This window comes from Microbacterium sp. ZXX196 (genome assembly GCF_009709595.1).
GTDB lineage: Bacteria > Actinomycetota > Actinomycetes > Actinomycetales > Microbacteriaceae > Microbacterium > Microbacterium excoecariae.
The window spans coordinates 1-14,126 of the sequence record NZ_WMEE01000021.1; the positions used below are offsets into that span (position 1 = coordinate 1).

15 protein-coding genes and 1 pseudogene are annotated in these 14,126 nt (G+C 66.0%); 1 reads left to right on the forward strand and 15 read right to left on the reverse strand.

Annotated features, from left to right (window positions below; all coding sequences use genetic code 11):
- Positions 1-88 precede the first annotated feature (88 nt).
- A complete protein-coding gene (locus tag GJQ66_RS11880) occupies positions 89-1,042 on the forward strand; it encodes a heavy metal translocating P-type ATPase (RefSeq protein ID WP_368732928.1) in 954 nt (317 codons plus the stop codon).
- 82 nt (positions 1,043-1,124) lie between these two features.
- Here GJQ66_RS11880 and GJQ66_RS11885 read toward each other — a convergent pair whose 3' ends face one another.
- The 15 genes and pseudogenes from GJQ66_RS11885 to GJQ66_RS11955 form a co-directional block, all read right to left on the reverse strand.
- Positions 1,125-1,502 (reverse strand): hypothetical protein, encoded by a 378-nt coding sequence (locus GJQ66_RS11885; RefSeq protein ID WP_115261559.1) that lies wholly within the window; start codon positions 1,500-1,502, stop codon positions 1,125-1,127.
- 56 nt (positions 1,503-1,558) lie between these two features.
- Positions 1,559-2,461: a cytochrome c oxidase assembly protein gene (locus GJQ66_RS11890; RefSeq protein ID WP_115261558.1), complete on the reverse strand. Its 903-nt coding sequence runs from the start codon at positions 2,459-2,461 to the stop codon at positions 1,559-1,561.
- A 69-nt stretch (positions 2,462-2,530) separates the two neighbouring features.
- Positions 2,531-3,556 carry a c-type cytochrome biogenesis protein CcsB gene (gene ccsB, locus GJQ66_RS11895; RefSeq protein ID WP_155049580.1) on the reverse strand — a complete coding sequence of 342 codons (1,026 nt, stop codon included), beginning with the start codon at positions 3,554-3,556 and terminating at the stop codon, positions 2,531-2,533.
- 11 nt (positions 3,557-3,567) lie between these two features.
- A complete protein-coding gene (lnt, locus tag GJQ66_RS11900; RefSeq protein WP_155049581.1) occupies positions 3,568-5,142 on the reverse strand; it encodes an apolipoprotein N-acyltransferase in 1,575 nt (524 codons plus the stop codon).
- A gap of 3 nt (positions 5,143-5,145) precedes the next feature.
- Complete coding sequence (locus GJQ66_RS11905; protein WP_155049582.1) at positions 5,146-6,084, reverse strand: cytochrome c oxidase assembly protein; 939 nt, start codon at positions 6,082-6,084, stop codon at positions 5,146-5,148.
- Between the two features lie 88 nt (positions 6,085-6,172).
- Positions 6,173-7,867 carry a cytochrome c biogenesis protein ResB gene (locus GJQ66_RS11910; protein WP_155049583.1) on the reverse strand — a complete coding sequence of 565 codons (1,695 nt, stop codon included), beginning with the start codon at positions 7,865-7,867 and terminating at the stop codon, positions 6,173-6,175.
- On the reverse strand, positions 7,848-8,609 hold the full coding sequence (locus GJQ66_RS11915; RefSeq protein ID WP_155049584.1) for a cytochrome c biogenesis CcdA family protein: 762 nt from the start codon (positions 8,607-8,609) through the stop codon (positions 7,848-7,850). The genes GJQ66_RS11910 and GJQ66_RS11915 overlap by 20 nt, the downstream gene beginning before the upstream one ends.
- Entirely contained in the window at positions 8,606-9,205 is a 600-nt protein-coding gene (locus GJQ66_RS11920) for a TlpA disulfide reductase family protein (RefSeq protein WP_155049585.1), read from the reverse strand. Before GJQ66_RS11920 ends, GJQ66_RS11915 begins: the two co-directional genes overlap by 4 nt.
- Entirely contained in the window at positions 9,202-9,537 is a 336-nt protein-coding gene (locus GJQ66_RS11925) for a DUF6804 family protein (RefSeq protein ID WP_155049586.1), read from the reverse strand. The genes GJQ66_RS11920 and GJQ66_RS11925 overlap by 4 nt, the downstream gene beginning before the upstream one ends.
- Positions 9,534-10,052, reverse strand: a complete 519-nt coding sequence (locus GJQ66_RS11930) for a signal peptidase II (protein WP_155049587.1) — start codon at positions 10,050-10,052, stop codon at positions 9,534-9,536. The genes GJQ66_RS11925 and GJQ66_RS11930 overlap by 4 nt, the downstream gene beginning before the upstream one ends.
- Positions 10,042-10,782, reverse strand: a complete 741-nt coding sequence (locus tag GJQ66_RS11935; RefSeq protein WP_155049588.1) for a copper resistance CopC family protein — start codon at positions 10,780-10,782, stop codon at positions 10,042-10,044. Before GJQ66_RS11935 ends, GJQ66_RS11930 begins: the two co-directional genes overlap by 11 nt.
- Positions 10,779-11,756 (reverse strand): flavin-containing monooxygenase, encoded by a 978-nt coding sequence (locus tag GJQ66_RS11940; RefSeq protein ID WP_368732927.1) that lies wholly within the window; start codon positions 11,754-11,756, stop codon positions 10,779-10,781. The genes GJQ66_RS11935 and GJQ66_RS11940 overlap by 4 nt, the downstream gene beginning before the upstream one ends.
- 26 nt (positions 11,757-11,782) lie before the next feature.
- Entirely contained in the window at positions 11,783-12,490 is a 708-nt protein-coding gene (locus tag GJQ66_RS11945; protein WP_155049590.1) for a thioredoxin domain-containing protein, read from the reverse strand.
- 755 nt (positions 12,491-13,245) lie between these two features.
- Positions 13,246-13,851: pseudogene (locus GJQ66_RS11950) on the reverse strand (IS3 family transposase); the annotation flags it as partial.
- Between the two features lie 17 nt (positions 13,852-13,868).
- Positions 13,869-14,126 (reverse strand): integrase core domain-containing protein (locus GJQ66_RS11955; RefSeq protein ID WP_230379560.1); only part of this gene is annotated, 258 nt, incomplete at its 5' end.

Here is a 14,126-nt window from a genome sequence, read left to right on the forward strand (position 1 = left end):
GCACCTGGGCTTGGCCGACCCCACCATCCCCACCTTTGAAAGAGAAGAAATCCTGCCAACTACTTGACGCGGGACAGCCTCCGGCACCATCACCACCGTTGTCCTCGACAAGACCGGCACCCTGACCACCGGCCGCATGACCGTCGAGACCGCGACCGCCTTCGGAATCCCCGAGCACGAGCTCTGGCGCCTCGCCGCGTCCGTCGAGCAGGGCTCCGAGCATGCGATCGCTCGCGCCATCCAGGACGCCGCCCGCGCTCACGTCACCGACCTGCACTCCTTGGAAGACTTCACCGCGCTCCCCGGTCTCGGCGCCACCGCCCGCATTGCCGGCAGCACCCTCCTCATCGGCAACGCCGACCTCCTCCGCGAACACGACATCGACCTCACCCCCGCCGCCACTGCGCTCGCCGACGCCCACGAACAAGGGCACACCGTCGCCCTCGTCGCCCGCGACGGACACCTAATCGGGCTACTGGCCCTGGCCGACACCATCAAACCCGGCGCCGCCGACGCCATCAGTGCGCTGCGCGCGCAGGACCTCACCACCGTTCTCCTCACCGGGGACAGTCCCGCCGCCGGCGCCCGCATCGCCGCCGAGCTCGGCATCGAACGCGTCCACGCCGGTGTCGCCCCCGCCCAGAAGGCCGACGTCGTCCGTGAACTCCAAGCGGCAGGGGAGAAGGTGGCGATGGTCGGCGATGGCATCAACGACGCCGTCGCTCTCGCTACCGCCGACCTCGGCCTCGCGCTCGTCTCCGGGACCGACATCGCCCTCAAGGCCGCCGACATCATCCTCGTCCGCGACGACCTCCACGTCATCCCCGACGCGATCGCGATCTCCCGCAAGACACTCCGCACGATCCGCACCAACCTCGGCTGGGCCTTCGGATACAACATCGCCGCGATCCCCATCGCCGCAGCAGGCCTCCTCAACCCCCTCATCGCCGCGGCCGCGATGTCTTTGTCCTCCGTGCTCGTCGTCTACAACAGCCTCCGCATCCAACGCGTCCGCAGCACCGAGACTGGGTCTGTCCGCTGAACGGGGACTGTCGACGGACTCGAGATCGTCGCGATATACCCGGAGAGATCGGTGCTGTTTCGAAAGTAGGGTCTAGCGGCGCTCAGGCAGTCGTTGCCTCCGCCTTGTCCCCTCGCCGTGCGGTGAGGAACAATCGGACACCGGTGACGATGTAGACGATGAGCAGGACGAACGTCACGGTGCTGGCCCCAATGGCCAGCGGGCACTCGGCTTGGCCGGAGATGAGCTCGCCGACTTTCAGTACGTTCATGCTGGTTCCGAGGACTCCGAGGACCGATATCACTAGTGCGATCGAGAGCCCGATCGTAGTGTTCTTGAGCGCGATGAGCCCGCAGATCACGATGAGCATTCCGAGGAAGGCGGGGATCAGCGCCGTCCAGCTGATGAAGCCGGTCACGGCGTAGGAGATGATTCCGACGGAAATGAGCAGGCCGCCAAATGTGAGCGTTGTACGGGGCATTTTCCTCCAGAGGTGGGTGCGAGAGCGGGGATGAGGGAGTTGCGACGCGCAGGAAGCTAGCTCTCGTTCCGTCTTCGGGAGAGGCTGGCGAGGTACTCGTTGTAAGAGTCGAGTTCGGCGTCCTCGGCTTTCTGTCGCTGTCTCGAGGTGCGCACGTCGCGGGCTCGCCAGCGGGACAGGCAGACGATGAGCACTACGAACATCGGCAGCTCCGCGTAGGTCCATACCAGCGTGCCGGCGATCGCCTGGTCGATGACGGGGTCATGGCTGCCTGTGGGGGTGGCGTATGCGCTGAACAGCGGCGTGGCGGTACGAAGGAGGATGAGGCCGAAAATGGCGTGGATCTGGATCTCGACTGCGATGTCGATGAATCGTGCGGCGAAGGAGGGTTGGCGCGGTAGCGGATCGGAGGACCATAGCGGTGTTGCCGAGACGATGCCGAGGATGAGGATTACGACGAGCAGGACGTCGTGGCCGAAGGGGATGCGCATGATGACGCTGATCGCGTCGGTCAGGTAGAGGACCGGGTACAGCAGTATCGCAATGACGATGGCGACCACAGGGTGCAGTGCCGCGCTCCAGAATCGTGAGCGCAGTCCCCCGTGTGCAGCACGGAGGACGAGACGCCCGAGGCCGGTGTGCGGTGTGCTGCGCAGGAGCAGCAGCCCGGGTGACCCTGCGATGAGGAGCGGCGGAACGACGGTCAGCAGGGTGATCTGCTGGAACACCAGCGCTGTGATGGATTCCGTTGCGAGACGGTTCACACCGAACATCGTGATAGCGAAGATCAGGACGCACCCGATCAGGAACGATGCTGTGCGGGCGATCGCCCAACGGCGCCCGCGTCGCCACATCCAGATCGCTCCTCGCAGGTACAGCGCCGCGAGCAGCAGGGCGGCGATGGCGACGGGTGAGCCGGTGAGGGGTTCGAACGTGACCCACTGGTCGATCGGCGGCATAGCGGATTTCCCTTCATCGAGGCGATCAAACGTCGGCGACTTCGGCCGCGGTGGTGGTGCCGGAGCGGGTCAGGTGAGGCCGGAGTAGGAGTGCAGGCCGGGGAAGTACACGTTGACGACGGTGAAGTTGAACAGCACGGCGGCGAATCCGATGATGCACAGCCAGGCTGAGCGGTTGCCTCGCCAGCCGCGGGTGGCGCGGGCGTGGATGTACCCGGCGTAGAGCACCCAGATCACGAATGTCCAGACCTCCTTGGTGTCGAAGCCCCAGTACCGTCCCCAGGAGTCGTTCGCCCAGATCGCTCCGGCGATCAGAGTGAAGGTCCAGAACATGAAGCCGACGATCACGAACCGATAGGCGAGCGTCTCGAGCACCTCGCCGGAGGGCAGGGTACGCAGGAACCCGCCGCGTTGCCCTGCGGATTCAGGGGAAATGCTCGCGCGACGTTCACGGCGGGATTGCAGCAGCTGCGTGACGGAGAGACCGCAAGCGAGGGCGAACAGGGCGGTGGCGAGGGAGGCAACGAAGACGTGAATGACGAGCCAGATGCTCTTGAGCGGGTCCATCAGCGGGACGACCTCGACGTAGAAGCTGAGCGTGGCACCGCCCAACAGCAGCACGATCATGCCCACCAGGAACGCGCCGAGAAATCGCAGGTCATACCGCCGGAGGGCGAGGAGGTAGACGGCGACGATCAGGACCGTCCCAGTGAGCGCGAACTCGTACATGTTCGCCCAGGGAACCCGCTCTGCGGCGATGCCGCGCGCGATGGTCCCGGCGAGCTGGAAGAGGAAGGCGAGCACGGTGAGCGCCGTACCGATCCTCGCCCACAGCAACCGCGGGCGTTGTGCGGGCGGGACGTGGATGTCGTCCGGCCGCGCCTGTGCGGGCAGAGCCGGAGCATTCGGAGACCCCTGGTCAACGGCGCCGACAAGGGTCGGCGTGCGCTGCTGCTCCAGAGCCGGGTTCGTGCGGGCGGAGCGCTGTGCGAGATCGACCGTGTAAGCGACGAACGCCAGCGCGTAGGTGGCGATGGCTGTCCACACCAGCAGCAGTGAGATGCCATCGAGGGAGAGCGTTTCTGTTCCGGGCATGGTGAGCTCCTTCATACGGACGAGCGATTGCGGATGCGGTGGAGGATCCCGAGCGCGGTCAAGACACCGAGAGCGCCGACCGGGACCAGCACACTGATCCAGGGTCCGAGAATCGTGGCAGGTGTGAGGCCGGTACGCAGGGGGACGGTGGTGATCGCTGCGGAGGCGGTGTCGACGGGGATGGTGGCGACGGTTGTCCCATCGGGGGCGATCACCTGGCTGGTGCCGGTCGTGGAGACGTTGACGATGGCGCGGCCGGTCTCGATCGCGCGCATGCGGGCGAAGGCGAGTTGCTGCAGGTTCTCCGCGGTGCCGCGGAAGTCGGCGTTGTTGGTCTGGAAGACGTACAGCTGGGCCCCCTCGCGTGCGCCGTCCCATATGACCTGGTCGTAGATCACATCGAAGCAGATCGCCAACCCGACTCCGACGTCATCGACAGTGACCAGCGGCGGGAGTGCGCCCGGGGTGTACTCGCGTTGGATCAGTCCGACAAGGTCCGGGACGATCATCTCGTATAGCCAGCGATCGGGGACGTACTCCCCGAACGGGACGGGGTTGATCTTGTCGTGCCGCTGGCGTTCATCAGGCTGCGTGGTCCAGAGCAGGGACGAGTTGAACACATCCCCTCCCCGCGCGGTCGCGGCGTTCATCAGTAGCGGGGCGTCGGCTTCGCGGACGATGCGGTCGAGCGTGGCAGCGGTGGCGGTATCGGCGAGAGGATCATCGTCCACTCCCCCTTCGGGCCAGGCCAGGAGATCCATCGGTTGTCCAAGCAGCGGAGCGGTCGCCTGCGCCTGTGCGGCGAGCACATCACCAGGTTCTCGGGTGTCGAAGTATGCCGCCGGGCCGTTGCCTTGCACCCACCCGACCTCGAACGTGCCCGCGGGCGAGGTCGGGAACTGCGGGGCGAGGAGCAGGAGAGCCATGACAGCGGCGGCCGGAAGGGTGCCGCGCAGGAATCTGAGCCCGCCGGCGCGCGCCCACTGCACGACGCCGGCGCACATCGCGACGAACAGGAAGGAGAGCCCTGTTACGCCCGTCCAGGAGGCGACTTCCGCCATCGGGCTCTCGACGAGCGTCATCCCGATGCGCGCCCAGGGGAACCCGGAGTACGGCCACGAACCGAGAACGACTTCCCTGCCCGCCCACAGGCCGCCAACTAGCAGGGGGATCCCGACCAGCTGCGCTGCACCCCGATGTGGGAGTCGTGCCGCCCACCGGTAGGCGAGGGCGATCAGGACGGCACCGATGCTGAACAGGATCGTCTCCAGACCGGCAAGAGCAATCCACGGAACAGGACCAAGAAACTCTCCCACCCAGATCAGATGGGTGAAGAAGAACACTCCCCCGAAGCCGGCGCCGACCAGCGCTGCCCCGCCGATGCTCCGGCCGACGAGGGTGATCAACGCCAGGGTCACGCCAAGCAGAGCCAGCGGCCACCACCCCACCGGCGGCGAGGCCAGGCTCAGCGCGAGCCCTCCGATGAGCGCGGCGGGAATCGCTGCCCAGAGCGGCAGCCCGCTCGACGAGGAAGAGACGTCGGCGGTGGGCACGGCACCGGCCGCGGGTGTCAGGGACAGTTGCATCGGTCAGGTATCCTTCTTGCGGAGGGCATCGAGGTAGGCGTTGTAGGCGTCGAGCTCGGGATCGCCATGGGTATCGGCGTACGTGTCGGCCTTGGCGGCACGGGTGGTGTCGTCACGGAACCACCGGTGCATGACGTAGAGGAGCATCACCACGGTGGGTCCTTCCCCGTAGGACCAGGCCAAGCCTCCGGCGAGCCACTGATCGTCCAGCGGGTCGATGCCCAGCGACCTCGTGGGGCCGGCGAAGTGCTCGACGAATAGCGTCGGGCTCATCATCAGGAACACGCCGAAGAAGGCGTGGAGGGCGGCTTCGGCGAACAGGTCCATCGCTCGGCCGGGGTACGTCATCCGCACGGGGAGCGGGTCGTGGGACAGGATCGGGATGGTGAACAGCACGCCGGCTGCGAGGAACGCGATCTCCAGCAGCGGATGCCCGCCCGGGGTCTGCAGGATCGGGTCGGCGAGACCTCCGAGGTAGAGGCCGTAGAACGATATCAGGAATAGCGGCATCGCGACCCAGGGGCTCAGTGCCCATCGTGCGATGCGACTGCGCAGCCCGGCCAGAGCGAGACGGAGGATCACTCGCCCGAACCCGCGATGCGGGGTGGCGCGCAGCAGCAGAGTGCCCGGAGAGCCGAGCACGAGCAGCGGCGGGATGGCCATTAGCAGGGTGAGCTGCTGGAACATGAAGACCGAGAACAGCAGGTACCCGTACCCCTCCACCGCCAGGCCGGTCACGGCGACCAGGACGATGCATCCGAGGAGGAAACACACCGTCCGGGTCACCGACCATCCTCGTCGCTGCCGCCAGAGCCGGATGGCACCGGCCAAGTACAGCACGGCCATGAGCAGGCCGAGCGCCGGCAGCACCGGAGCCGGCGGCAGGATTGGCGTGAGAAACGCCCCCAGCGTCGGCGGTGTGTCGGGAATCCAGTCGTTCATGATGTGTCATCGGTCGGGGGGGTTCAGGAGTCGATCTCGACGCGGGAGCGGTCGGTGGCTGGGAGTGTCGTGCCGTCAACGGGGCATCTCATCGGTTCTCTCCCGTCTTCGGGGATGAGTCGGAGGTGCCCGTGAGCGCCGCCGTGTGGGCGTCGGCGATGTCGACGACGGCTTTGCGGAGGGTGGGGTCTTCGCCGCGGGCCAGTCCCGCGTACTCGAGGCGGACACCGTCGTCGGTCGGGTGTGCTTTGATCCAGATGCGGCGTCGGGGCACGAAGAGCCCGGCGAAGAGGCCGAGCATCGCGAAGATTGAGAAGGCCAGCACCCATCCGGCGGTCGGGTCGCGCTGGATCTGCAGCGACGCGAATCGCTTGACCGGGTCCTCAGGCGACGCGATCTCCCAGGTGACGGTGCCCCACCCGTTCGGCAGGTCGGCGGTCTCCCCCGGGGTCAGCTCGATGGAGTCCACTCCCGTCGTGCCACCGGTGAGCTGGGTGAGCCCGCCGGTTTCGAGAGTGTATACCGATCGCGGAGTGCCATCGTCGATACCGAGATCGCCGCTGTACACGTTGAAGGTGAGCAGCGGGTTGATGACGTCGCCGTAGATGGAGGTGTAAGCGCCGGAGTCCAGCACACCTGCAGTGGGATAGAAGAACCCCGTCAGACCGACCTGCTCGGGCAGCCCGTCGGGGATCTTGATGATCCCAAGGGAGGTCATGTTCGAGTCCTGCGGGAGGAACGGCTGCGACTCGGTGTACACAAGTTCTCCGGCCGCATCGCGTACGGTGATCGTGGGGGCGTAGCCATTGCCCAGCAGATGGATGCGGTCGCCGGCGACGGAGATGGGATAGTTCACGATCACACTCTCGGCCCGGTCCTGCTCACCGGGGATGCGGACTGTGACGTCGGCGGAGAAGTCTCCCGCCTGCCCAGCCCCCGGCGTGCCAGGCGGCTGATATGTGACCTGGAACTCGTCAAGGGTGAGCGAGTACGGGGCGAGGCCGGTGCCGTCGATGAACCGGCCGGCATCGAACGAGGAGTAGTCGCTGAGAGCGTTGACGAAGGTGGTGCCCTCGACGACGACACGCTGGCCTGTGTAGGAGAAGCCGCCTCCGAGGCCGACGGAGACGAGCACGCCGATCAGCGCGGTGTGGAAGACGAGGTTGCCGGTCTCGCGCAGGTATCCGCGCTCGGCGGACACAGAGAGCGTCCCGCGGCCGTCGTAGCGGTGCACCCGATAGCCGGTGCGCCGCAGCTGCCTCTCAGCGGCATCGACCGCCTCGCGTGCCCGTTCCGCAGGATCGGTGGCCGAAACTGTGCGCTCGTCATAGTCGGCGAGCCGGGACAGGCGCGCCGGCGTGCGGGGAGGCTGGGCTCGGAGGGCCTTGTAGTGGTGTTTCGTGCGCGGGGTTACGCATCCGATCAGCGACGTGAACAGCAGCAGGTAGATCGCCGAGAACCATGGCGACAGGTACACGTCGAACAGCCCTATGGCATCCACGATCGGATAGGCCTCGGGGTTCTCGCGCTGCCACTGGATCACCCCGTTGGGGTCAGCGCTGCGCTGCGGGAACAGCGATCCGGGCACGGCGGCGATCGCCAGCAGCAGCAACAACACCAGGGCGGTGCGCATGCTGGTCAGCTGACGCCACGCCCATCTCGCCCACCCCATGATCCCTAACGTCGGCTGGGCGATGGCAGAGTCGTTGCCGTCGGCGTGGTCGTCGGGTCGCAGGGGGTCGACGGGCGCGTCGGTGATGGTCTCAGAGCGGGAGGGGGACATTGATCACCACCTGCTGGAGGGCGGACATCATGACAGTCCACAGCCCGGTCACCATCAGGATGCCGAGGAGGACGAGCATTCCCCCGCCGACGATGTTCAGGGTGCGGATGTGGCGGCGCAGGAATGCGACCGACCGGGATGCCCATCCCCATCCGAGAGCGAGCGCGAGGAAAGGCAGGCCGAGCCCGAGCGAGTAGGCCAGGCCCAGGAGGCCCGCCCGGGCTGGGTCGCCGAGGTTCCAGGAGACCGACAGGATCGCGGCGAGCGTCGGGCCGATGCACGGTGTCCACCCGACGCCGAGGGCGAACCCGAGCAGCGGTGCGCCGAGCAGCCCAGCACGGGTCTGCAGGCGTGGGCGGAGGGTGCGCTGCGCGATCCCGAAGAACCCGATGAATACCAGGCCGAGGATGATCACTACGACACCGAACACACGGGTCAGGACGTTCGCATATTGCAGCAGCAACAATCCGAACGTCCCGCCCAGGATCGTCACGGTAACGAACACGACAGTGAACCCGGCTATGAACAGGAACACGCCCAGCAGCAGCCGCATGCGCTCCGCCGTCGCCGCGCCGGTCGACCCGCGTGCGGCGGTGCCGCTCGAGGTGCCGCCGAGGTACCCGAGGTATCCGGGCACCAGAGGCAGCACGCACGGGGAGACGAAGGAGATCAGGCCCGCAAGGGTCGCGATCGGGACCGCGACCCACAGGGCGCCGTCTGCGACGAGATCTCCCGGGTTCATGGTGATTCCCCAAGGACGTCGCGGACGAGGGTGGACAGGATGGATGCGCTCTGCAGCTGCCCGATGATCCGCGCAGCGACCCGCCCCTCCCGGTCGACCACGAGCGTCGTCGGAGTCGCCTGGATCGGGGTGACCTGCGCGAACGCCAACTTGACCTTGCCGTCATTCACGTCGATCACGCTGGGGTAGGTGACGTTGTTGTCCCTGGCGAAGGAGAGCGCTGTGGCGGGCTGGTCGTAGGTGTTCACGCCAAGGAAGGACACGCCCTGGTCCTGGTACTCCTGCCACACCTCCTCCAGCATCGGCGCTTCGACGATGCACGGTCCGCAGGCGGCGTACCAGAAGTTCACGACCAGCACCTCGCCTCGGTAGTCGTCGCCGGAGACTGTCTCCCCGGTCTCGGTGACACCCTCGAAGGCCACCGGGTCGCCCCGCTCTCCCGCTGCGATCTCCTGCACCTGGAAGTCCCCAGAGATGTACCCCTTCTCATCCCCCTCCTGGTACTGCTGCGCCAGGGAGTCGTTCGCGGCGCACCCCGTCAGAGCGATGGCACCCAGGAGTACCGCGACGACAGCGACCATGATCCGGCAGGTCATGGTCGACGCACCTTGATCAGTGCCCCCGCGACCAGAAAAACGATGGCCGCAGCCGGCTGCGCCGCCGCCCAGACCGGACCTGTGAACGGGAAGGGCACGACCGGGTTCCACAGCACGAGGACCGCGACGAACACAGGAATCCACCACCATTGGCGTGCCTGCCCGGCAAACCAGGCCACGATCGCTGCGAGGATCGCTGTCACGAACAGCACCACCTGGAACAGACCGCCGTTCGTCCACAGCGGAGCGGTGAACAGCACGGCCGCAGCCAACAGTCCCGGTGCCAGAGCATTGCGCTGGAAGGTGGACGGGGTGCGTTGCTTCGCGCTCATGCGGCACCTGCTTCCACTCGTGCCGAGCGAGCCGGCTCGACCGTGCGCCGTCGGGTCCAGGTCACCCCGAGAAGGAGGACGACGCCGATACCGAGGGCGATGTCGGCGAGGTTCCCGATGAACAGGTTCCCGTAGGCGAGGAAGTCGGTCACATGCCCGACGCCGAACCCGGGTGGTGAGAACAGCCGGTCGATCAAGTTCCCTAGTGCGCCGCCCAGGATGAACCCGAACGCCACCGCGAACTCTGCCGTGCGTGCACGGCTCGCCGCGAGAAACACCCAGACCACCGCTCCGACTCCGACCAGGGTGATCACGCCAGTAAACCCGGACCCGAGGGAGAGGATCGCACCCGGATTGAACGCGAGCTGGAGGCCGAACAGGTCACCCAGGAGCGGGATACGAGTCTCCTCGCTCAGCGTCGCGAGAGCAGCCGCCTTCGTGGCCTGATCGATCACCACGATCCCCGCCGCCACAAGGGCAGTCACCGCGAGATATCGCGCCCGGTTAGGACTCATCAGTGTTCTCCTTTCCCTGCTGTGCCGCACGATCACGACGGCGCCGGTTACGACCGGCCATGACCATCAGCAGTGCTGAGCTGCCCAGGAGGGCAACTCCCCCGGTGATGACCAGAATGGGGAGGGCCGCGAGATCCGCGCTCGGTTGGCTGTGGATGTCTCCGTTCCCGGACGCAGCACTCGGCGTCGCGGTCTCCGTACCCTCCTCCGATGGAGAAGGGCTACTCACCGGCGTGGGACTACTCGTGGGGGTGGGGCTGCTCGTCAGCGTCCCCGTCGGCTCCACCATGAACGTGTACTCGTCGCTGATCGGATGCCCGTCGCTGGACACCACCCGCCACCTCACCGTGACCTCGCCGACGACCGACCCGTCGGACAGGTCCTGTGTGACCGTCGCCTCGAGGACCTCGGGGGCGCCGTTGGCGAGGTTGCTGCCATCTTCCGCGAGGACCTCGATCACCGTCGCACCCTCAAGCCCCTGCGGCTCACCTGTGAAAGTGAGGGAGATCTCCGCCGGGACACCAGGTGTGGTTGCGGAGGCTTCGGGGTAGGTGGAGAGCAGTTCGTCGTGAGCGGCGGCGGGACTCGCCGTGCCGAACACGGTTCCGCCGATGATCAGCAGGGCAGACAAGCTAGCAAACGCGGCGAAGCCACGGCCGCGCCTATCCGACGTTCGAGAGGTCGAAAGCCCTCGACGGTGGATGGATCTCATGGATTCTGCTTTCTTCATGGGCGTTCGATGATGCGAAGGGCGATGGTCGTGGCATCCCGCCGGACCCCTGAGATGGTGTCCGAGCCCCCACCGCCGTACTGGGGGATCCCGGCGACGAACAATCCCGGCAGCCCGGTCATCGTCCGCTGGGGAGAATCGGTCCGGGCGTCATCCGGTAGCCAGTCGTCACCAGGGTCGAATCCGGTCGCGAGAATCACGGACCCCGGCGTTGCCACTGTTCCGTCGACGAAGGTGACAGCGCTCCTCCCCGCCTTTGCCACTGCAGGGCAGATGCTGACGCCAACATCACGCAATTGTTCGTAGCTGTCCCCGAATACCGGCTCCGGTCGCGACCCCCGGGCAAAGAGTTGCCTGCGCAGGTACCGCGATGCCTGCTGGTGCCTACGAGCCGTGCGAACAGCCAAGGTCACCGCATGCGACGGTGCGAGTTCACGGGCCAACTGCACACCACTGTTCCCGCCGCCGACGATGAGCACATCGTCCGTGGGAATCTGCAGCGGATACAGATATTCGCTGCTGTGCAGCACAACCCCGGGCACCTGAAGCTCCGCCGCCCATGTCGGGGTGCGCGGATGTGTGGCGGCACCCGTTGCGCACACGACGTTTCGGGTCTGCACCTCGCCTTCCGTGGTCGACAGGTGCAAGACCGAGCCGGACCCGCGCCGCTCCACACCTGTCGCCCGGACACCCCAGAGGGTCTTCACGCCGAGATCGCCCTCGACATCGCTGAGGTATTCGATCATCTCGTCGGCACGCGGCCGACGTCGCTGATCGCCCGGAAAGGGCAGGCCCGGCAGAGCGCTGTGAGAGGCGTGGCTAAGAAGCACCATCGAGTGCCACCGGGAAGCCCAGCTGCGCACGCCTGGTGGAGCTTCGTCGATCACGACGAAATCCTGCTGGGGCTGCAGCCCTTTCGTGATCAGGGCGGCCGCCACGGCGAGACCGGCCTGACCGCTGCCGACGATGATCACTCGTCTATGCGACAGTCCTGTCCGCATTACTCGCCACCGTTCACCGCTGCTTCAATGGCATTCTCGAGATCGTCCAGCTGCTGCAAATCGACCTGCTCACCCTCGAGGAAGAATGTCGGCGTGCTATTGACGCCGAGCTCTTGCCCCGCGTTGAAGTCGAACTCGACACGTTCCAATGTGGCGGGATCCGCGATGGCAGCGTCGTACGCAGCCATGTCCAGGCCGATCTCCTCAGCGAAACCCCGAAAGAGATCAGCACGGGATTCCTGAGCCTCGCCCCACTCCGTCTGCGTCTCGAACAGTCGGCTGTACATCTCCTCCAGCCGATCCTGCTGGGCAGCAGCCTCCGCGGCCAACGCCGCGTTCTGTGAGTTGAAATGCCCGGGAAGCGGGAAGTACCGCACCACGTAGGTGATCTCCCCCGCGTACTTGACCCGCAATTCCTCCACGATCGGGTAGAACATCCCGCAGGCCTCGCACTCGAAATCGAGGAACTCCACGACCTCGACAGCACCCTCCCCACCGTCGTCGAGGATGTGCGAACTAGCGTCAACAACCGCGGGAGGCGGGGCTGTCTGCCCGTCCGGTATCTCGGCTGAAGGGGCGGTCGGGCCTTGGCTGTTGATCACCACATAGATGATCGCGGCCACGACAAGGGCGACGACGATCCCCGCGCTAATCAGGATCGGCCGCCAGTTGAAAGCGGGATCGCGCGGCTTTCCAGAAGGGTTCATCCAGTACTCCAAACAAGAACAATCGGCATGGAACAGGCACCGGGCAGGTACCCGGGTGCACGGAGCCGTCCACACGAGACGGCATGCCAAATATCAGGTTCGGGAAAGACCCAACTGTGCCAGCGACAATGTGCCGGCCCGAGCAACGATGATGCGCACCGGGACGAGTGAGAGTGCCATCCATCGAGGGGCGAGATATGCGACCCCCCGGTGGCGCGAAACCATCCGAGCAAAGATCACGAGGACAAGTCCGCACAACATGCCGAGGGCGCACAGCGCTGCCCCGACGAGGACCCCCGCCATCGAGGCATCGGCGGCTTCCAGGTGCTCGTCGACGGTACTCCCGGTCTCTCCCGAAGCAACGTGCGGATCGAGGAGTGTGCTCGCCACGAGTAGTGAAGACGAGGCCCCTTCACTCTCGGAATGCGATGCACCCGCTGCCCCCAGAAGCAGGAGGAGAGCCAAGCCGACTGCCGTAATGATCCTCGTTATCAGAAGCTGCTCACTGAGCACCCTTGAGGGTTGCACTTGAGCCGAGGAGATCATCTCCCCAAGGGTACCGTGCCGACCTTCTGAGTCTCCTCCATGTACGCGGATCCAGCTCTCTGTCCCTTCTCACGCTAGTTGACAGGAACTGAGTTAGCGGACCCGCCAGATCACGCGGTTCCTCATTCGTCCCGTCGAAGCGTTCTGTCTCACGAAAGTTGGCAGTAACCGCACACGATCAGACACCTCAGGTGTCACCTGTTCCTGCATCACCCTGACTCGCCCCGGCGTGTCCGGAGAGTTATTGACTGGTGTCTGGCCGCTGTTTCCAACGACTGGTGGCGAGCGTAGTCGATCTGCTCGACCTCGCTCGGGGTGAGGTCGTCGAGCGAGCCGTGCATCCGCTCCGTGTTGAATCACGACACCCACTCCGCGGTCGCGGCCTCGACATGCGCGACGTCCCGCCACGGCCCCTCGAGATGGATCAGCTCGGACTTGTAGAGCCCGATCTGGGACTCCGCGAGGGAGTTGTCATACGCGTCACCGACGCTGCCGACTGACGGGTCGATGTGTTCGTCGGCGAGGCGCTCGGTGAACGCGATCGACGTGTAGACCGACCCGGCATCCGTGTGATGCGTCAGCCCCGCGAACCCGGTGGCGCCCTCGCGGCGGCGCGCGAACAGTGCCATCTCGAGACAGTCCAACACCAGCGGCGTCGCCATCGATGTCGCGGCCCGCCATCCGAGGACGCGGCGTGAGTACGCGTCGAACACGAACGCGACATACACCCAGCCCGACCACGTCCACACATACGTGAAATCCGCCACCCACAGCTGATCGGTGCGGAACCGACGGAAGTGCCGGTCGACGAGGTCCGCCTGAGCCGCCCCCTTCATTCGGTCCGGACGTTCTGTGAGTCGTCGGTTTCCATTTGATGGGTGCACTGTCGAGCGTACTCGGCTGGGGGTAGGTAGCCGAGCGAGGAGTGCCGGCGGTGGTGGTTGTACTCGTCCTTCCAGTCGCCGATGATGACCTGCGCGTGCAGCAGCGAGTAGAAGCTGTTGATGTTGAGGTGTCGCGCGTCAGACTTTGTGGCAGGACCATTGATTGAGTCCTGAGCGGAGAGTTTGACCATGGGTAGACCACCACT

Excerpts from the sequence above, each read along its gene's own strand:
- GJQ66_RS11890 (WP_115261558.1), bottom strand. The coding sequence starts at position 2,461 with ATGCCGCCGATCGACCAGTGGGTCACGTTCGAACCCCTCACCGGCTCA.
- lnt (WP_155049581.1), bottom strand. The coding sequence starts at position 5,142 with ATGCAACTGTCCCTGACACCCGCGGCCGGTGCCGTGCCCACCGCCGAC.
- GJQ66_RS11920 (WP_155049585.1), bottom strand. The coding sequence starts at position 9,205 with ATGACCTGCCGGATCATGGTCGCTGTCGTCGCGGTACTCCTGGGTGCC.
- GJQ66_RS11935 (WP_155049588.1), bottom strand. The coding sequence starts at position 10,782 with ATGAAGAAAGCAGAATCCATGAGATCCATCCACCGTCGAGGGCTTTCG.
- GJQ66_RS11910 (WP_155049583.1), bottom strand. The coding sequence starts at position 7,867 with ATGTCCCCCTCCCGCTCTGAGACCATCACCGACGCGCCCGTCGACCCC.
- GJQ66_RS11930 (WP_155049587.1), bottom strand. The coding sequence starts at position 10,052 with ATGAGTCCTAACCGGGCGCGATATCTCGCGGTGACTGCCCTTGTGGCG.
- ccsB (WP_155049580.1), bottom strand. The coding sequence starts at position 3,556 with ATGCCCGGAACAGAAACGCTCTCCCTCGATGGCATCTCACTGCTGCTG.
- GJQ66_RS11925 (WP_155049586.1), bottom strand. The coding sequence starts at position 9,537 with ATGAGCGCGAAGCAACGCACCCCGTCCACCTTCCAGCGCAATGCTCTG.
- GJQ66_RS11885 (WP_115261559.1), bottom strand. The coding sequence starts at position 1,502 with ATGCCCCGTACAACGCTCACATTTGGCGGCCTGCTCATTTCCGTCGGA.
- GJQ66_RS11915 (WP_155049584.1), bottom strand. The coding sequence starts at position 8,609 with ATGAACCCGGGAGATCTCGTCGCAGACGGCGCCCTGTGGGTCGCGGTC.
- GJQ66_RS11945 (WP_155049590.1), bottom strand. The coding sequence starts at position 12,490 with ATGAACCCTTCTGGAAAGCCGCGCGATCCCGCTTTCAACTGGCGGCCG.
- GJQ66_RS11905 (WP_155049582.1), bottom strand. The coding sequence starts at position 6,084 with ATGAACGACTGGATTCCCGACACACCGCCGACGCTGGGGGCGTTTCTC.